At 70.5% G+C, this 17,794-nt stretch carries 14 protein-coding genes and 1 pseudogene; 4 read left to right on the top strand and 11 right to left on the bottom strand.

Annotated features, from left to right (window positions below; genetic code table 11):
- Both ACWF94_RS11410 and ACWF94_RS11405 read left to right on the top strand, forming a co-directional pair.
- On the top strand, positions 1-2,057 hold a 2,057-nt coding region (locus ACWF94_RS11410; protein ID WP_453487094.1), incomplete at its 5' end, for a DUF3320 domain-containing protein.
- Positions 1,946-2,281 (top strand): annotated as a pseudogene (locus ACWF94_RS11405) (DUF7008 domain-containing protein); the annotation flags it as partial. The gene ACWF94_RS11410 and the pseudogene ACWF94_RS11405, both read left to right, overlap by 112 nt.
- A 136-nt stretch (positions 2,282-2,417) precedes the next feature.
- Here ACWF94_RS11405 and ACWF94_RS11400 read toward each other — a convergent pair.
- Genes ACWF94_RS11400 through ACWF94_RS11385 form a run of 4 tightly spaced genes read right to left on the bottom strand, consistent with a single transcriptional unit; the run spans position 2,418 to position 7,620 of the window.
- Positions 2,418-3,530, bottom strand: a complete 1,113-nt coding sequence (locus tag ACWF94_RS11400) for an ABC transporter substrate-binding protein (protein WP_453487093.1) — start codon at positions 3,528-3,530, stop codon at positions 2,418-2,420.
- Positions 3,527-5,317: an ABC transporter permease gene (locus ACWF94_RS11395; protein WP_453487091.1), complete on the bottom strand. Its 1,791-nt coding sequence runs from the start codon at positions 5,315-5,317 to the stop codon at positions 3,527-3,529. Before ACWF94_RS11395 ends, ACWF94_RS11400 begins: the two co-directional genes overlap by 4 nt.
- Positions 5,314-6,447, bottom strand: coding sequence for an ABC transporter ATP-binding protein (locus ACWF94_RS11390; protein ID WP_453487089.1), 1,134 nt, complete (start codon positions 6,445-6,447; stop codon positions 5,314-5,316). The genes ACWF94_RS11395 and ACWF94_RS11390 overlap by 4 nt, the downstream gene beginning before the upstream one ends.
- Before the next feature lie 30 nt (positions 6,448-6,477).
- Positions 6,478-7,620 (bottom strand): PrpF domain-containing protein, encoded by a 1,143-nt coding sequence (locus tag ACWF94_RS11385; protein WP_453487087.1) that lies wholly within the window; start codon positions 7,618-7,620, stop codon positions 6,478-6,480.
- Positions 7,621-7,812: 192 nt separating this feature from the next.
- Between ACWF94_RS11385 and ACWF94_RS11380 the strand changes: the two genes are divergently transcribed.
- Positions 7,813-8,748: a LysR family transcriptional regulator gene (locus ACWF94_RS11380; protein WP_453487085.1), complete on the top strand. Its 936-nt coding sequence runs from the start codon at positions 7,813-7,815 to the stop codon at positions 8,746-8,748.
- Positions 8,749-8,913: 165 nt separating this feature from the next.
- A complete protein-coding gene (locus ACWF94_RS11375) occupies positions 8,914-9,783 on the top strand; it encodes an alpha/beta fold hydrolase (protein WP_453487084.1) in 870 nt (289 codons plus the stop codon).
- A 76-nt stretch (positions 9,784-9,859) separates the two neighbouring features.
- Here the strand turns inward: ACWF94_RS11375 and ACWF94_RS11370 are convergent, their stop codons facing one another.
- From ACWF94_RS11370 to ACWF94_RS11340, 7 genes are all read right to left on the bottom strand, one after another.
- On the bottom strand, positions 9,860-10,870 hold the full coding sequence (locus ACWF94_RS11370; protein ID WP_453487082.1) for an NAD(P)H-dependent flavin oxidoreductase: 1,011 nt from the start codon (positions 10,868-10,870) through the stop codon (positions 9,860-9,862).
- On the bottom strand, positions 10,867-12,030 hold the full coding sequence (locus ACWF94_RS11365) for a thiolase family protein (protein WP_453487080.1): 1,164 nt from the start codon (positions 12,028-12,030) through the stop codon (positions 10,867-10,869). The genes ACWF94_RS11370 and ACWF94_RS11365 overlap by 4 nt, the downstream gene beginning before the upstream one ends.
- 31 nt (positions 12,031-12,061) lie before the next feature.
- The gene (locus ACWF94_RS11360) at positions 12,062-13,210 is read right to left on the bottom strand and encodes an acyl-CoA dehydrogenase family protein (protein WP_453487078.1); all 1,149 of its coding nucleotides are present in this window, start codon (positions 13,208-13,210) and stop codon (positions 12,062-12,064) included.
- A 69-nt stretch (positions 13,211-13,279) separates the two neighbouring features.
- Positions 13,280-14,467 (bottom strand): CaiB/BaiF CoA transferase family protein, encoded by a 1,188-nt coding sequence (locus tag ACWF94_RS11355; RefSeq protein ID WP_453487076.1) that lies wholly within the window; start codon positions 14,465-14,467, stop codon positions 13,280-13,282.
- The gene (locus ACWF94_RS11350; protein ID WP_453487074.1) at positions 14,464-15,789 is read right to left on the bottom strand and encodes an MFS transporter; all 1,326 of its coding nucleotides are present in this window, start codon (positions 15,787-15,789) and stop codon (positions 14,464-14,466) included. Before ACWF94_RS11350 ends, ACWF94_RS11355 begins: the two co-directional genes overlap by 4 nt.
- Positions 15,790-15,847: 58 nt before the next feature.
- Positions 15,848-16,642: an enoyl-CoA hydratase/isomerase family protein gene (locus tag ACWF94_RS11345; RefSeq protein WP_453487072.1), complete on the bottom strand. Its 795-nt coding sequence runs from the start codon at positions 16,640-16,642 to the stop codon at positions 15,848-15,850.
- A gap of 123 nt (positions 16,643-16,765) precedes the next feature.
- Positions 16,766-17,794 (bottom strand): LysR family transcriptional regulator (locus ACWF94_RS11340; RefSeq protein WP_453487070.1); only part of this gene is annotated, 1,029 nt, incomplete at its 5' end.

The raw sequence follows: 17,794 nt of genomic DNA, 5'->3' as shown, positions 1-17,794 counted from the left end.
GCGGCGCCGTGATCACCCGTGAGGCGGAGAAGAAGACCCGCCATCTGCCGGTGCGTGAACTGCTCGACCGCACCCGGGACGTCGTCCGCTCGATCAAGCCGTGCTTCATGATGAGCCCGCTCACGGTCAGCCAACTGCTGCCCGCCGACTACCACTTCGACGTCGTCGTCTTCGATGAGGCGTCCCAGGTCCGCCCCGGCGACGCGATCAACTGCATCTACCGGGGCACCTCACTCGTCGTCGCCGGAGACGCCAACCAGCTCCCGCCGACCTCGTTCTTCGCCTCCACGGCGGACAACGAAGCCGAGGCCGAGGCCGAGTACGACGAGGACGTCCCCGACTCCTTCAGGTCGCTGCTCGACGCCTGCAAGGCGGGGGCGATGCGGGAGCTGCCGCTGCGCTGGCACTACCGCAGCCGCCACGAGAACCTGATCACCTTCAGCAACCGCGCGTTCTACGGGAACTCGATGGTCACCTTCCCCGGCGCGCTCGACCGGGGCGACGATGTCGGGGTCGCCTTCTTCCAGGCCGGCGGCCTCTACGACCGGGGCGGCCGGAAGGACAACCGCGCCGAGGCGGACTTCGTCGCCCGGCGGGTCCTCCACCACTTCGACACCCGCCCCGGCCGCACCCTCGGCGTCGTCGCCCTGTCCCAGGCCCAGGCGTCCGCCATCGACCAGGCCGTGCAGCAGGCCCGGATCGGGCGCCCCGACCTCGATCACTGTTTCACCGACAGCCGGCTCGACGGGTTCTTCGTCAAGAATCTCGAATCGGTCCAGGGCGACGAGCGCGATGTGATGATCATGTCCGTGGGCTACGGCCCCGACGAGCACGGCAGGTTCCCCCTGAACTTCGGCCCGGTCAGCAGGGTGGAGGACGGCTGGCGCCGCCTCAATGTGGCCGTCACCCGCGCCCGGCACCGGATGGAGGTCGTCGCCTCCTTCCGGGGCACCGCCCTCGCCGACAGCGCCAACAGGAGCATCCAGCATCTGAAGCGCTATCTGGAGTACGCCGAGAACGGCCCCGCCGTCCTCGCCCGCGAACCGATCCAGTCCGACGCCGGGCCCGAGAGCCCCTTCGAGGAGTCCGTCCTCGCCGTCCTGGAGGGCTGGGGATACGACGTCCAGCCGCAGGTCGGCGTCGCCGGTTACCGGATCGACCTCGGTCTGCGCCACCCCGAGCTGCCCGGCGCGTACGCCCTCGGCATCGAGTGCGACGGCGCGATGTACCACTCGTCCCGGACGGCCCGCGACCGCGACCGGCTCCGGGAACAGGTCCTGGGCGGCCTCGGCTGGCGGCTGCACCGTATCTGGGGCACCGACTGGTACCGGGGCCGGGCAGCCGCCGAGCTGCGCCTCAAGGACGCCGTCGAGCACGCGATCGCCCAGGGCCCCCTCGGCGCGGCCCCGACCGAACCCCTCGCCGCCCCCGTCCTCCCCGTGGTCGAGATCGAGCCGGTCCAGCTCACCCATGACCGCGTCCCCGTCGCCCCCGAATCGGACCGCGCCTGGAGCGCCCCCTATCGGCCCGCCCCCGTCGGCCTCGGCTCACGCCATGAGCTGCATACGGCCGAGGTCAGGCCCGCGCTGCGGGACGCCCTGGCCAGGATCATCGAGGCGGAGGGCCCGATCCACGGGGACCTGCTCGTCCAGCGGGCGCGGGAGGCGTGGGGTGTCGGCCGCGCCGGGAACCGTATCCGCGACAACGTCCGGACCGTCGTCGCCGATCTTGTCCGCTCGGGGGACGTCTCGTCCGACGGCGACTTCTACGACCGGGCCGCCCGCACAGCCGATCTGAGGGCCCGCCGGCCCGAGGGCGAGACCCCGCCCCGCAAGGTCACCCATGTCGCCCCGGCCGAGCGACAGCTCGCCCTGTATGAACTGGCCGTGGAATGCCCCGGTATGTCGCACATCGAGTTGATCAAGCAGACCTGTGAGTTCTTCGGCTGGCGGCGGGCGGGCAAGGACATCCGCGACGCCCTGGAGACCGATATCGCCGGGCTGTACCGGCACGGCAGGCTCCAAGGCGGACCGGGCGGGGTCCGGCCGACCGGCTGACCCCGCGACGGCCGACCGGCCTCCGCTACAAGCCCGCCGGTCTCCGCAAGCGCGCCCAGTGGGAAGAGGTCTGGTCCCGCCGGCGCGACGAGGACCGCACCGGCAGACCTCGCCATGTCCCCGTACCCCCGAAGTACAGTTCCGCAGATTTCGTCCGGGGCTCGTACTGGTCCCACCGGGGCGAACCCGACGTCCCCAAGGAACGCTTCCTCTCCGACCCGGGTGCCTCCCCGGACTGGACACGGGCCGGGTCACGCCGCTGCCCGCGACCGCGTGGAGCGGAAGCGTACCCGGCGAGCCGGCCGAAGGGCGCCCCGGTACCGGGAATCCGCCGCCCTCCGCCGAGTTCGCCGTTTCCCGTCAGCCGATGTAGCCGAACAGCTTGTTCCAGCGGCGCTGGTCGCCGGCCGAGTGCTCGATCAGCCGCTGGGGATGGACCCGGACGATCCGGCCGCTCTGCATGGTGGGCAGCCGTCTGTCCAGGACGGTCGGCGGCTCGACATCGCCGCGCGCGGGGAACTCTCCGATCTGGCGGAACACGTCCTGCCCGCGCTTGGAGAGATTCCATTCCAGAAAGAGCCGGGCGGCGTTCGGATGCCGTGCCGAGCCCGTCATCCCCACGTAGTAGTCGTACGCGGCCATGCCCTCTTCGGGGACGACATAGTTCACCGGGGCGTTCTTCCCGGCGGCGATGTTCACACTGCTGACGACGGCGGTGGCGACGGGGATCTCGCCGCGCGCCAGGCTCTCCAGGGCGGCGCTGGAGGAGTCGAAGATCCGCGGCTCCTGCCGGGCCAGCGCGGGCAGATAGGCGGGGCCGAGCCGCTCCTCCTGGAACCGGGTGAGGGTGAGGGAACTGCCGCCCGCCCCGACCTGGGTGATGCCGAGCTTGCCCTTCCAGCGGGAGTCGGTCAGGTCCTTCCAGGATTTCGGCGCGTCCTCGCGATCGACCAGGGCGGTGTTGTAGGCGAAGGTGTACAGCGGGTCGAAGACCCGGTAGAAGCGACCCGACTCGTACCGGACGGTGTCGTCGAGCCGGTCGTACTGGCCGACCCTGTACGACCGGAAGACGCCCGCTTCGTTCATCCGGTCGGCGATGTCGTAGTCCGAGGTGCGGACCACATCGGCGCCCAGCTTCCCCGCGCCCTGCTCGCTCAGGACCCGTTCGGAGAGCCGGTTGGGCACCAGGCGCACCAGCTTCACCGTGATGCCGGTGTCGTGTTCGAATGCCTTGATGACCTGTCTCTCGCTGTTCTCCACATAGCCGCTGTACAGCGACAGTGTCTTCTCCTTGCGGGCGGCGGCCAGGAGCTTCGCGTCGACGACGCGTTCACCGTCCACGACCAGGCCGTCGGAGGTCGAGACCCTGGCGGCCAGGTCGACCACTTCGGCCGTCTCGGGCTTGGCGCATCCCGCGGCCAGGAGGGCGGCGCAGGCGCCGAGCGCGGCCGATACGGTCGTCGAGCGCTTCATCGGGCACCGTCCACGGTCTTCGCCCCGAGGGACTTGGCGAGCAGAGTGATCACGAGGATGACGCCGCAGTAGAGCAGGCTTACCGAGGCCGCCCCCTGCATCGCGCCGTTGTCGTAGTTGTCGAAGATCAGGATGGACAGCAGCCGGGTGTCGGAGGTGAAGAGGAGGAGCGCGGCCGACAGTTCCCGCATACAGAGCATCAGCAGCAACAGCAGGGTGGAGACCAGGCCGACCCGCATGAGCGGCAGCGTCACATACGACACGGCCTTGGTGCGGCGGGAGCCGAGGACGACCGCGCTGTCCTCCAGGTCCTTGTCGACCTGGAGGATCGAGGAGGTGACGCCCCGGTACCCCTGCGGCAGGAAGACGGCGACGAAGGCGATCACCAGCACGGCGACCGTTCCGTACACCGGTACCGGCAGCACCAGCCAGGTCCACAGCAGACCGAGGCCGAGCACGATGGCCGGGACGGCGAGCGGTGCCATGGCGAAGTACTCCAGCACCCGCCGGCCCGTCGACTTGCTGCGGTAGACGCAGTAGCCGAGGCAGAAGCTCAGCGCCGTGCCGGCGACTCCGGCGATGACGGCCGTCATCGCGCTGTTGCGGGCCGCCTGGACGAAGTCGTCGGACCGCAGTGTCTCGCCCAGGGTCCAGAAGGACAGGGCGCCGCCCTCGGTGAGCTGGCCGAGGCTCGCGACATACGGGGAGGTCTGGAGGGCCGCGATGAGCAGGGCGCCCACCGGGAGGACCACGGCGAGCAGGAAGTACAGCAGGGCGAAGCCGAAGGCGGGCAGCCGCCACCGGCCCAGGGGGATCTGCTTGGCCTTGACGCCCTTGCCGGTGACGGTGGTGAACTTCCGCCGCATGACCGCCCGCTGCTGGAGCGCCGTGACCACCAGCAGCACCAGGGTCAGGACGATCGCGACCGCGGCGGCCTCGTTGCCTCGGGAGGGCGAGGCGTTCATCAGACGGTAGATGAAGCTGGGCAGCGTCTCCACCTGCGCGGGATTGCCGATCACCTGGGCCACGGGGAAGTTCTCCATGGTCAGTGCGAAGATCAGCACCCCGGACCCGAGGATCGCCGGCAGCGCCAGCGGGAAGGTCACCCAGCGCATCGTGCGCCGCAGCGTTCCGCCGTGGACGAAGGACGCCTCCTCCAGATCGGGGTTCATGAGCGAGAGCGCGCTGTGCACGAGCAGGAACGCGTACGGCGCGTAGTAGAGGGCGAGGACCATGACGAGGCCCCCGGTGCTGTAGATGTTGATGGTGAGGTCCAGCCCCACGGACTTCAGGACGAGATTGAGGAATCCGGTCGCCGGGCTGCCGAGCAGGGACCAGGCGAGGGCGCCGACGAGCGAGGGCAGGAACATCGGCGCGATGCCGGTGAAGTAGAGGAACCGCCGCGCCGGGGCGTCGGTGCGGGCCGTGATGAACGCGAGACCGCAGCCGATCAGCAGGGCGAGCACCGAGGCACAGCCGGCGACCAGGACGGAGTTGCCGAGGGCCGTGAGCGCCTGCGTCGAGCCCAGGACGGAGAAGTTGGCGAGCGACAGCGAGTCGAGACCGATGTCGCCGGGCCGGGGGACGGAGTCGCTGAACGCGGCGAGCAGGATGAACAGCATCGGCAGGACCACGAGGACGCCGAGAACGGCGAGCAGGACACCGGTGGGCAGGACGCGGCGTACGCGGTTCACGGCCGTGGTGAGCGCGGGCGCCCGGCCGGGCCCGGCGGGCACGGTGGGTGCGGCGGTCTCCGTGGGTGCCGCGGGCGGGGCGGTGGCGGTCATGCCGACACCTCCAGTGGCAGCACCTGGACGGCCGAGGGGTCGGCGCAGACCCAGACATCCGAGCCGGTGGCGAGCAGGTTCCCGCGGCTCCGCCCCACGACGGCCTCCACCTCGGGGCCGCCCGCGAGCGCGATCCGGTAGCGGATGTGGGCGCCCTGGAAGCTGACCACTTCGACCCGTCCCGCCCAGGCGTTGTCCCGCCCGGCCGGGGGGCCGGGGGAGACCAGCAGATCCTCCGGGCGGATGCAGAGCCGGGGGGCCGTCATGCCGGAGGCCGCCCCGGCCGCCCGTACGCGCACCTCGTGGCCGGTGAGGTCGTACAGCGGGTGGTCGCTGGTCCCGGCCTCCTCACCGGACGGGCCGGGGCCGTCGCCGGGGCCCGAGGGGGTACAGGGGAAGATGTTGGTGACACCGAGGAAGTCCGCGATGGAGGCGGACGACGGCTCGGTGTAGATGCGTTCCGGCCGGTCGATCTGCACGATCCGGCCGCCCTGCATCAGGGCGATCCGGTCGGCGAGCGCCAGCGCCTCCGACTGGTCGTGGGTCACATAGACACAGGTCAGGTCCAGCCGCTGCTGGATCTCCCGCAGTTCGACGCGCAGCCGGTCGCGGAGCCGGGCGTCGAGGTTGGACAGCGGCTCGTCGAGCAGCAGCACGCTCGGGCGCATGACCAGACTGCGGGCCAGGGCGACGCGCTGCATCTGCCCGCCGCTCAGCAGGCTCGCCCCGCGCTCCGCGAACTCGGCGAGCCCGACCAGTTCCAGCGTCTCGGCGACCCGGCTCCGGATCTCGGCCCGGGACAGCTTCTGCTGCTTGAGCGGAAAGGCGACGTTCTCGAAGATCGTGCGGTGCGGCCAGACGGCGTACGACTGGAAGACCATCCCGACGTTACGTTTGTTGGGCGGAAGGTTGATGCCGCGGGCGCTGTCGAAGACGACCGTGCCGCCGATGGTGATACGTCCGGCGGCGGGCGTCTCCAGTCCGGCCACACACCGCATGGTCGAGGTCTTGCCACAGCCCGACTTGCCGAGCAGGACCAGCGACTCGCCGTCCTCGACGGTCACATCGAGTTCGTCGACGGCGACCGCGTCACCGTATCTGAGGGTGATGTTGTCCAGCTCTACCTTCACGGCAGCTCCCTTGCTGTCTGGAAATCAATGTCAGGATGCGCTGTGCTGCAAGAGGAACGGAACAGAAAGGTCCGCTTTGGCGATCGTGCGAGCGGCCCGGTTCAGGACCACCTTGTGGATCGCCCGCCCGCCCGTGGCGCTCTCCCGCCCCTGTTCCTCCCACGCGGCTTCGACCTCCACCGTCACGATTCCGGCCGGGGTTCCCAGCCGTACGGTGTCGGGTTTCGGTCTGCCGTCGGCCAGCGCGGCGGGCAGTGTGCCGGGGGTGACGACCGCTGCCGCCACCGCGACCGCCGAGGTGAGGCCGATCGCGGGGTGCGGTGCGTGCATGGAGAGCATCCGCACCGCGATGTCGTAGTCCTCGGCCCGGACGCGCTCGCCCAGTGCCGTCCGGTAGGTCCGGGGCGGGCCCACCATGCCCACCTTGGGCACGGCGTGCGAGACGGGACCGTCCTCGGTGGCCAGCCCGCTCCGCAGGGCGGCGAGCCGGCGCAGCCGGACCAGCCGGGGCACCACCGGCTCCAGGGAGGCGACGCTCTCCAGCGCGGTGGCCCCGAGACTCCCGGCGTGCGCGAGGACGGCCGGGGCACCTGCGTCCACCACCGTGGCGTCGATTCCGTCGAAGTGGTCCAGGGCGCGGCCGGTGGGCAGCAGCGATCCCGACACCGTGCCGACCGGGTCCAGGAAACCGAGCCGCACCGGAACACCCGGCGCGAGCGACCCCGGCACGACGGCCTCTCCCAACTCCGGCACCCGCCGCCCCGGGGTGGGCACGGCGGCCGACAGCACGGCCCCGGTGTTGCTGTTGCGCATCACGACCGTGCTGACCGGATCCGATGGCTCCACCAGCCCCGTCTGGAGCGCGTGCAGACCTACGGCCGTCGCGCAGTTGCCGCAGTTGCTGCCCCACTCGACCTCGTTCGCGCCGATCCCGACCTGTGCGAAGAGATACTCCAGATCAATGCCCGGCCGCGCCGAGCGGCGGACGATCGCGGCCTTCGACGTGGTCGATGTGGCCCCGCCCACTCCGTCGATCTGCCGGGGGTCGGGTGCGCCGAAGGCGGAGGTCAGTACGTCGTCGAGGTGGTCTTCGAGCCCCGCCAGGTCCCTCGCGTCGAAGATCCAGCATTTACTCGTGCCGCCCCGCACGAGTGTCCCTGACAGCGTCACCACGGATGCCCTCTCTGGTCACGGAACGTTCCGTGGCACGAGGTTGCGCCCTCGCAGGATTTACGACAATCTCGGAAATCTATAGGCGGTTTAAGCATTGCTTAAGTCCGGTCCGAGGGCCGGTACCCGGCGCCCCGGCGGCATCCGTGGCCGCGCCGCCGGGCGCCCGCCACCGGCAGCGGAGGGACACGACCCATGACACTCGACGTACGCCGGATGCTGTTGCTCGCCGAAGTGGCCCGGCGGGGCTCGCTGACCGCCGCCGCACAGGCCCTCACCTACACCCCGTCCGCGGTCTCGCAGCAGATCGCCAAACTGGAGTCGGAGGCCGGGCAACCGCTGCTGGAGCGGCACCCGCGAGGGGTCGAACTCACGCTCGCGGGCCAGGCCGTGGTCCGGCACGCCGGACGCATCGAGAGCCAGCTCAGCGCGGTGCGCGCGGAGCTGGAGGATCTCGCCGAACTGCGCACCGGAGAGCTGCGCATCGGTTCGTTCCCGACGGCGGGCGCCTCGCTGCTCCCCCTCGCCGTCCAGCGGTTCGGGCGCGCGCATCCGGATGTGCGCCTGGTCGTGCGCAGCGCCCTGCTGGCCGGGCTGACCGAGATGCTGGAGAGCCGGGAGATCCAGCTCGCGCTGTTGTGGGACTACGACTGGTGCCGGGTGGACGACCCCGCCCTGCACCTCACCGAGCTGCTGGACGATGCCACCGCGCTGATCGTCTCCGCCGATCACCCGCTGGCACACCGGTCCTCGGTGAATCTGTCGGAACTGGCCGACGAGGACTGGATCACCCGCGCGGACAACCACCCGGTCGCCGGGGTGCTCGCGCGCAGTTGCCGCGCCGCCGGGTTCGAACCGCGTATCACGTTCCACGCGCACGACTACCAGGAGGCCCAAGCCGTCGTGGCCATCGGTCTCGGCGTGGCCCTGGCACCACGGCTGGCCCTGACGAATCTGCGCTCCGGGGTACGCGTCATCCCCCTCGCCCCCTCGGCACCGACCCGGCGCATCCTGCTGGCCCGCCTCAACGAGCGCCGCGCCACCCCCGCCATGGCCGCGGCGGAGAAAGTGTTCCGGGAGGGGGCGGCGGACCTCGCCGCCCGGGTGTCGGGCCGCGCGCCATCGGCATGAGCGAACGCGACGCGCTCGCCCTGGCCCACACGGTGATCAGCACGGTGGAAGGCACGCCGGACTCCCGCACCCGTTCACTCTCCCGCCCGTTCGGGCAGGCGGCCGGGTGGATTCGGGTGAACGCTCGGGGTGACAGCCTCCCACCGAACGGAAGAGAGACCTCTCATGGCTGTGCGACCCTCCTCTCGCATACGGCGCGGCACCGTGCGCGTGAGCGCCCTGTCCCTGTCGCTGACGGCGGCGCTGCTGGCCACCGGGCCCGCCGCGGCGGGCGGCGATCCCTCCGGCGCCGGCAACCCCGAACCCACCGGGCAGGGTGTGAAGCCGACCGTGGTGCTGGTCCACGGCGCGTTCGCGGACGCCTCCGGCTGGAACGCCGTCGTCGAGCGGCTCCAGCACCGGGGATATCCGGTGGTCGCCCCGCCGAACCCGCTTCGCGGTGTCCTCAGCGACTCGGCGTACGTCGCGTCCGTCCTCGCGTCGGTCAAGGGGCCGATCGTGCTCGCCGGGCACTCCTACGGCGGCGCGGTCATCAGCCAGGCCGCCGCGGGGAACCCCAACGTCAAGGCGCTGGTGTACGTCTCGGCGTTCATGCCGGACGTGGGTGAGAACCCCGCGGCTCTCGCCACGAAGTTCACCGGCAGCGACCTCGGTCCCGCGATCCGGCCCGTCCCGTACACCGACGGCGCCACGAGCGGCACTGACCTGTACATCCAGAACGACAAGTTCCACGCCGTGTTCGCCGCCGACCTGCCCGAGTCCCGGACACGGGTGATGGCGGTCGAACAGCGGCCGGTCGCCCAGGCCGGGTTCGCGCAGAACGCGACCAGGGCCGCGTGGAAGACGATCCCGTCCTGGTTCATCGTCGCGAGGAACGACAAGGCCATCGCCCCGGATCTGGAACGCTTCGAGGCCAGGCGGGCCAAGTCGCACACGATCGAGATCAACTCCTCGCATGTGGCGATGATGTCCCACCCCGACATCGTCACCGACCAGATCCGCGACGCCGCCCACGCCACGGCCGGCAAACGCTGAGCCGTAGCCGTAGCCGTAGCCGTAGCCGTAGCCGTGCCGTAGCGGGAGCAGGTGCCGTAGCAGGAGCAGGAACGTCTCAGCGGACGGCCGGCCCGGCGACGAGGGCGAGCCTCGAACTGAGCACGTCGATCGCGTCGCGGACGACACGGCCGACCACGTCACCGGCCGGGGGAATGTCGTGGATCAGGCCCTGGACCATCCCGACCGACCAGACGCCCGCGTCGAGGTCTCCCCTCTCGTAGACCTGCCGTCCCCGCACACCCGCGACAAGCTCGCGGATGTCGTCGAAGGTGCCACCGGCGTCGAGAATGGCGACGACCTTGTCACTGACGGCGTTGCGGGCCACCCGGGAGGTGTTCCGGAGCGTCCGGAAAATGAGGTTGGTATCGCGCTCGGACCCGGCGACGATCGCCTTCTTGACCGCCTCGTGCACCGGAGCCTCCCGCGTGCAGAGGAACCGGGTGCCCATGTTGACGCCGTCGGCCCCGAGGGCCAGCGCGGCGGCCAGTCCCCGGCCGTCGGCGAATCCGCCGGAGGCCAGCACGGGTATCGTGAGCCGGTCCACGGCGGCCGGGATCAGCACCAGCCCCGGGATGTCGTCCTCGCCCGGGTGGCCGGCGCACTCGAAGCCGTCGATGCTGACCGCGTCCACCCCCGACGACTGCGCCTTGAGCGCGTGTCGCACGCTGGTGCACTTGTGGATGACCTTCACCCCGTGCTCCTGGAACAGCGGCAGGTGCGGCTCGGGGTTCGACCCCGCTGTCTCGACGATCCTCACACCGGACTCGACGATGACCCGGCGGTACCCGTCGTAGGGGGGTGGGGTGATCGTCGGCAGGGTCGTCAGGTTGACGCCGAAGGGTGCGTCGGTGAGGCCCCGTGTGCGCTCGATCTCGCGCGCCAGGGCCTCCGGGGTGGGCTGGGTCAGGGCGGTGAGGATGCCCAGCCCGCCGCCGTTGGACACGGCGGCGGCGAGTTCGGCCCGGCCGACCCACTGCATCCCGCCCTGCACCACGGGGTGAGTGATTCCGAAGGTCTCGGTGAACCGGGTGCGCAGGGTGCCGCCGCCGTTCGTACCGTCAGTCATCCGCGGAGCTCCCAGTTCTCGAAGATCGTCGCGTTGGCCATGCCGCCGCCCTCGCACATCGTTTGCAGTCCGTAGCGCAGGCCCTCGGCCCGCATATGGTGAAGCAGGGTCGTGGCCAGCCGGGCGCCGGAGCCGCCCAGGGGGTGGCCCAGCGCGATGGCGCCCCCGTTGGGGTTGACCCGTTCCCGGTCCGCCCCGGTGTCGGTGAGCCAGGCCCCGACGACGCTGGCGAACGCCTCGTTGACTTCGAAGACCCCGATGTCATCGAGGCCGAGGCGGGCCTTCGCGAGGGCCCTGGCGGTCGCGGGGATCGGTCCGGAGAGCATCGCGATCGGATCCGATCCCACGACGGTGGCGGTGTGGACGCGGGCGAGCGGCGCCAGGCCGAGTTCCGCGGCCCGCTCGCTCGTGGTCACGAGAACCGCGGCCGAGCCGTCCGAGATCTGTGAGGAGTTGCCCGCGGTGACGCGGCCGTCCTGGTCGAAGGCAGGCGTCAGTCCGGCCAGCTTGCCGACGCTCGTGTCCCGCCGGATGCCCTCGTCGGCGTCGAACGTCGATCCGTCCGGTAGCACCACCGGAGCGATCTCCTTGACGAACCGTCCGCTGTCGATGGCCGCGGCGGCTCGCTCGTGGGAGCTGACGCCGTACTCGTCGAGCCACGTCCTGCCGAGGTCGTAGCGGGCGGCGAGGATCTCGGCGCCCTTGCCCTGGTTGAACTCGTAGCCGTCGTACCGCTCGGAGACGAGAGCACCGAACGGGACGCCCGGACCGTTGGCCTTCGCCGACCCCATCGGGACCCGGGTCATCGACTCGACGCCACCGGCGACCACGATATCGGCGTGACCGGCGATGACCGTGGCCGCCGCGAAATGGATCGCCTGCTGACTGGATCCGCACTGCCGGTCCACCGTGGTTCCCGGGATGGACTCGGGCCACCCGGCGGCGAGGACGGCGTTGCGCCCGATGTTGGCCGACTGCTCGCCGACCTGACCGACGCAGCCCCAGACGACATCGTCGACCACGGATACGTCGATGCCGGTGCGCTCGGCCAGCGCACACAGCACCGAGGCGGACAGATCCACCGGGTGGACCTGACGGAGCGCACCCCCGCGTCGGCCGACCGGCGTCCGCACGGCCTCGACGATGACGGCGTCTCTCATGAGGTGTTCTCCCTTGGTGTGGTGTCGGTCATCACAGGCCCAGGGACTTGGAGACGACGCTCTTCATGACCTCGCTGGTGCCGCCGAAGATGCGGGACACACGGGCGTCGGTGTAGAGCCGGGCGATCGGGTACTCGCGCATATAGCCGTAGCCGCCGTGCAGTTGGAGACACTTGTCGATGACCCGCCCCTGCATCTCGGTGCAGAACAGTTTGGTCTTCGCGGCATCGGCGGGGGTGAGCGTGTCGGCGTCGAGCGCGGCGATGGCGCGATCCACGAGTGCCTGGCCGGCTTCGAGGTCGGTGGCGCACTCGGCGAGCACGAACTTCGTGTTCTGGAAGTCCGCGACACGCTGCCCGAACACCGTGCGCTTCTGAACGTAGTCGACGGCGAGGCGCAGCGCGGCCGTCGCGGTCGCCTGCGCGGTGATCGCGACGGTCAGCCGTTCCTGCGGCAGGTTCGCGGTGAGCATGGCGAAGGCATCGCCCACCACCCCCAGCACATTCGCGGCGGGCACCCGGACGTCGTCGAAGTACAGCTCCGCGGTGTCCTGCGCCTTGAGTCCCAGCTTGTCGAGGTTGCGGCCTCGGCTGAATCCGGGCATGTCCGACCCGACGACGAGCAGTGACAGTCCCTTGCGCCGGTCGTCTCCGCCGTCGGAGGTACGGGCGACCACCACGATGAGGTCGGCGTTGATGCCGCCGGTGATGAACGTCTTCGCCCCGTTGAGGATGTAGTCGTCGCCGTCTCGCACCGCTGTGGTGGCCATGCCGGCCAGGTCGGACCCGGTTCCCGGTTCGGTCATCGCGATGGAGCTGACCAGGGAGCCGTCCGCGAACCCCGGGAACCAGCGCGCCTTCTGCTCGTCGTCGGCGTACTCCAGGAAGTACGGCAGCACCGTGCTCAGATGCACCTGGAGCCCGCCCAGCGTTGCCGCGGCGTACCCGTTCTCCTCCAGTACGACGGCGTTGAAGCGGAAGGTCCGCATACCGCCGCCGCCGAACTCCTCGGGGATCTGCAATCCGTTGACGCCGATGCCGGCGGTCTTCCGGAACAGGGCCCGAGGCACGATTCCCGCGGCCTCCCACTCAGCCAGATGCGGCACGATCTCCTTGCCGACGAACTCCCGCACGGTCTCGCGGAACGCCTCGTGGTCCTCGGTGTAGATGTCTCTGAGCATGGTTCTCTCCTGGGAGGTGGACACGCCGCGGGATGCGGCGCGCGGGCCGATCCGCGCCGGCGGGGTTGGTCAGACGGCGAGGCGGACGACGGACCCGGCAGCGAGATCGGCGATCTCCCGCGCGGTGTAACCGAGCTGTCCGAGCAGTTCCGCGGTGTGCTGGCCGAGTCGGGGGGCGCCCCTGCCGCGGCCCCCGGTCACGCTGCCCAGCCGCCACGGCGGGCCGAGTGCGGTGTGCTGTTCGCCGTCGGCGCCCGCCACCTGGATGAACAGTCCGCTCGCCCGCACGTCCGGGTTCTCGCGCACCTCGTCGTAGCCGCTGATCCGGCCGGCCACCACGCCGTTCGGGGTGAGCAGGTCCATCGCCTCGTCGGTGGTGAGTCCGGCGAACGCGGCGCGCAGCTCGGCGAGCAGCGCGGAGCGGTGGGCGACCCGCGCCTGGTTGGTCGCGAATCTCTCGTCCCGTACGAGATCGGGCCGGTCGATCAGTCGGCACAGCTTCTCGAAGTGCGGCACCGAATAGGCGGAGACCACGACCGCGCCGTCCTCGGTCGGCATGATGTCCGCTGCCGGAGCGACGGTCCGCTGACCGTTGCCGCTGCGCACGGGTGGGTTCCCGGTCAGCAGGTACTCGCCCCAGTTGGGTCCCTGGAGGTGGACGGCGACCTCCAGGAGGGAGACCTCCACCTCGTCGCCCGACCCGAAGCGGAGTCTGCGGACGTACGCGCCGAGGACGGCTTGCGCCAGTACATGCGCCGCTGCCGCGTCGACGACAGGAAATCCGACCCGTTGCGGCTCGCCGTCCGCCTCCCCGGTGACCCACATGATGCCGCTCTCGGCCTGGGCGGCTATGTCCAGCCCCGGCCGGTTCCTCGACGGGCCGTGCAGACCGAACCCGCTCACTGTCGCGTAGACGACCTCGGGGTGCGCCTTCCGCACCGCGGAGGCACCGAGTCCGAATCGCTCCATCACACCGGGGCGCAGATTCTGTACGACGATGTCGGCGCCGTCGATGAGCTGGTGCGCGATCCGCCGGCCGCGGGGGTCGGTGAGATCGAGGGCGATGCCCCGCTTGTCGCGGTTGTAGGTGCGCAGGATCGCTTCGCCGTACAGTCCGATCAGCCGGGCGGCCTCACCGGTGACCGGCTCCACCTTGATGACGTCGGCGCCCAGGTCGGCCAGGATCTGGGTGGCGGCCGGGGCCGCGATGAACTGCCCGAAGTCGACGACCCGTACTCCCTCCAGCGGCGCGTTCACAGCTCGGCCCCCACGCGCGTACGGATTCTGGCCAGGTCACGCTCGGGCCGCACCAGAAGCATGGCGACTGCTCCGCCGACCGTCATCAGCAGACCTGTCAGGGCGAAGCCCTGGCCGTACCCGGAGGCCGTGTCGGCGGCCTGGCCGACGAAGTGGCCGAGCAGAAGCGGTGCGAGGACGCCGGCCAGGCTGTAGAAGGCGACCAGACAGCCGAGGATCGTGCCCCGCTGCTTCGGGTGCACCACATCGCCGACCGCCGTGAACGCGACCGCGTACGCCGCCGAGTTCATCGAGAAGGCGATCGTCACGAACACCATCTGGAGCGGCCCCCTGTCGATCGTCGTGAACAGGTACATCGACAGTCCGGAGGCGACCACCAGTCCGCCGGCCAGATAGCCGCGCGTGATACGTCTGGACACTCCCCTCGCGATCAGGTGGTTCGACAGCAGTCCGGCGCCGATGGCGGCCGCCGCGGCGACCGCGTACGGGACGGTGATGAGGCGGCCGGCGGTGATCGCGTCGTAGCCGAGCCCCTCGTTCAGATAGAGGGGCAGCCAGGAGACCTTGAGCGTGGTCGACCAGTAGGCGAAGAACGTCAGGAAGCCGATTCCGGCCACCGTGCCGGTGGTGAGCAGGATACGAAGCGGTGCCTGCTCCGGTGCCGCCGCGGCCTCGGGGCCGCTGACGACCGACTCCGTCGGGTGCTGTTCCGGGGCGTCCTTGCTCAGGGTCAGCCAGGCCACCAGCCACAGCGCGCCGGCCACGATGAGCACTCCGAAGGCGGCGTGCCAGGACCAGGTGAAGATCACCCAGGTCAGCACGGGCGCCGCGATCAGCGGGCCGATCGACGCCCCGGAGGTGACGATGCTCGCCGGCAGCCCTCGCTTCTCCGGCGGGAACCACGCGTGCACGATATGGGTCGCCAGCGCATATGCCGGCCCCTCGGCGAATCCGAGTACGACCCGGCACAGGAGGAGCACGGCGAAGCCGACCTGCCAGAGCAGCGGGACCATGGTCAGGATCCAGATGACCATGAGTGCCACGACCAGCCATCGGACGTTGATCCGGGAGGTGAGGGCGCTGACCAGAACCGCTCCGGCCGCGAACAGCCAGAAGAAGGCGCTCTGGAGCAGGCCGAACTCCTGGGGCGTGATGCCCAGATCCTGTCTGATCTGCCCGCCCGCGAAGCCGAGCACGGCCTTGTCCGCGAAGTTGAGCAGCATGAAGGCGAGCAGAAGGAGCGTGACGATCCAGGCCCGACGGCTCACGGCGGGGCGGGAGGTCATCGGTTTCGGGGACGACGTGGGTACCGCTGGGTTCATGGCGGTTTCCAAACGGTGTCGGTGCGCGGTGACCGGCGCGCGGCGAAGGAGGGAGGGTTCAGCGACCGGCGAACACAGGCTCGCGGCGCTCCAGGAACGCGGCCGCCGCCTCGCGGGCGTCCTCGGTGTGGAAGCAGCGGACCATACGGTCGGTCTCGGCCCCGAGATAGTCGCCGAGCGGCATCGTCTGCGCGGTGAGCAGGTTCTGCTTCATGGCCCGGGCAGCGAGCGGGGCGGCTGACGCCAGGCGGGTGGTGACGCGTTCCGTCAGCTCACCGAACTCGGCGGCGGTGGAGACCTCGGTCACCAGTCCGAGGTCGGCCGCCCGGTGCGCGTCGAACTTCCCGGGCAGCAGGAACAGCTCGCGGGCTCGCGCCGCGCCGAGCAGCCGCGTGAGGAACCAGATTCCGCCGAGGTCGCCGGGCAGCCCCGCAGCCAGGAACGCGGTGTTGAAGACGGCGTCGTCGGAAGCGATCCGGATGTCGGCCGCCAGCGCCAGTGACAGTCCCGCCCCCGCGCAGGCGCCGTTGATCGCGGCCACGGTGAGCTGAGGCATCAGATGGAGACGCTCGGCCACATGGCCGGCCGCGCGCAGCCGTGCGGTGTCCGCCTCGATCGAGTCGCCCCGGAGTACGCGGAGCTGCGGTGGAGCGGCGAGATCGGCACCGACGCAGAAACTCGATCCGGACCCTGTCAGCGCGACGACCCGTACGTCGCGGTTGGCTTCGAGCTGTCCGAGGACGTCTTCCAGCTCATGGAGCAGCCGGGCGGAGACGGCGTTCCGGCGCTCCGGGTTGTCGAGGGTCACCGTCGCGACCTCGCGGACGATCGAGCATGAGACCTGTGCTGACATCGGCGCCTCCGGTGACTGGGATCGATCACGTGCCATCCGCGTGATGATGTGCGCCACATCAAACGCCGCGGCGACCGACAGCGTCAAAGACCAGTCTCCGGCCGGAATGACTGCAATCGCCTATCAATCGAGGTCGCTCCGCCTCTCCTCACACGCGATCGGCGAGCGTGCTCTGAACCTGTCGAGCTGGCGTTTCTCCACCGCGGACATGACGTGCCCCGTGGCCTCGATCCGGCTCAGCCCCGACGCCATACGGCGTTCGACGGCCCCTGCCCAGGACGCGAGGTCCGCGTTGGTCTTCGCGAGGAACGCCGAGGCCGCCGCGGTGAGCCTCCCGGGCCGGTGCACCACACCGATCCGCCGCTGGAGCTGCGGTTCGATCTCGCGCACCTCCGCCCCCCGCTGGCGGGCCTCGATCGCGACCCGCAGGGAAACGATCGCCGCGCCTGCACCGGAGAGAACCATGGGCACCACGGCCCCCCGCTGCGGCACCTCGACCGCCACTCGCGGTTCCACCCCGCTCTCGCGCAGCATGGCCTCGATGTAGTCCCGGGTCGCGGTGTTGCGTTCCCCCATCACCAGCGGGATGCCCGTCATCGACCCGAGCGGGACGGTCTCGGGCAGCTCGGACCCCGTCCCGGGCGGGAGGAGCAGCACAAACCTCTGGGCGATCAGGAACTCGTCCACCATCTCCTCCCTCGGCACCGGCAGCATCGTCACACCGAGTTCACAGGCACCGGACTTGACCAGCGCGATGACGTCGGAGATACGGTCGCGCTCCTCGACGCGCAGGCTGACGTTCGGGTTCTCCACCCGGAAGCTGGCCGCCCACACCGACAGCGGATCCGTCGAGAGGTCCGACAGCGCCGCGATGTCGATCCGGCCGCGCTCCACATCCCGCACCTCGCGGACCGCCCGGAACGCGGAGTCCACGTCCCGCAGGATCTGCCGGGCCGGGCCCACCAGGGCCTCACCGGCAGGGGCCAGCACCAGACCCCTGCCCACCCGGTAGAACAACTCGGTCCGCAGATCCTTCTCCAGCTTCCTGACGGCCTGCGAGAGCGACGGCTGGGCGACGTGCAGCGCTGCCGCCGCCCGGTTCACCCCACCGTTGTCGACGACTGCCAGGAAATACTCCAACTGCCGGATGTC

This window comes from Streptomyces sp. NPDC055078, assembly GCF_053607985.1.
Note: the sequence above shows the minus strand (reverse complement) of the source record. Positions and strands in the feature narration are given on the sequence as shown.

Excerpts from the sequence above, each read along its gene's own strand:
- ACWF94_RS11400 (WP_453487093.1), bottom strand. The coding sequence starts at position 3,530 with ATGAAGCGCTCGACGACCGTATCGGCCGCGCTCGGCGCCTGCGCCGCC.
- ACWF94_RS11345 (WP_453487072.1), bottom strand. The coding sequence starts at position 16,642 with ATGTCAGCACAGGTCTCATGCTCGATCGTCCGCGAGGTCGCGACGGTG.
- ACWF94_RS11380 (WP_453487085.1), top strand. The coding sequence starts at position 7,813 with ATGACACTCGACGTACGCCGGATGCTGTTGCTCGCCGAAGTGGCCCGG.
- ACWF94_RS11370 (WP_453487082.1), bottom strand. The coding sequence starts at position 10,870 with ATGACTGACGGTACGAACGGCGGCGGCACCCTGCGCACCCGGTTCACC.
- ACWF94_RS11350 (WP_453487074.1), bottom strand. The coding sequence starts at position 15,789 with ATGAACCCAGCGGTACCCACGTCGTCCCCGAAACCGATGACCTCCCGC.
- ACWF94_RS11375 (WP_453487084.1), top strand. The coding sequence starts at position 8,914 with ATGGCTGTGCGACCCTCCTCTCGCATACGGCGCGGCACCGTGCGCGTG.
- ACWF94_RS11360 (WP_453487078.1), bottom strand. The coding sequence starts at position 13,210 with ATGCTCAGAGACATCTACACCGAGGACCACGAGGCGTTCCGCGAGACC.
- ACWF94_RS11365 (WP_453487080.1), bottom strand. The coding sequence starts at position 12,030 with ATGAGAGACGCCGTCATCGTCGAGGCCGTGCGGACGCCGGTCGGCCGA.
- ACWF94_RS11395 (WP_453487091.1), bottom strand. The coding sequence starts at position 5,317 with ATGACCGCCACCGCCCCGCCCGCGGCACCCACGGAGACCGCCGCACCC.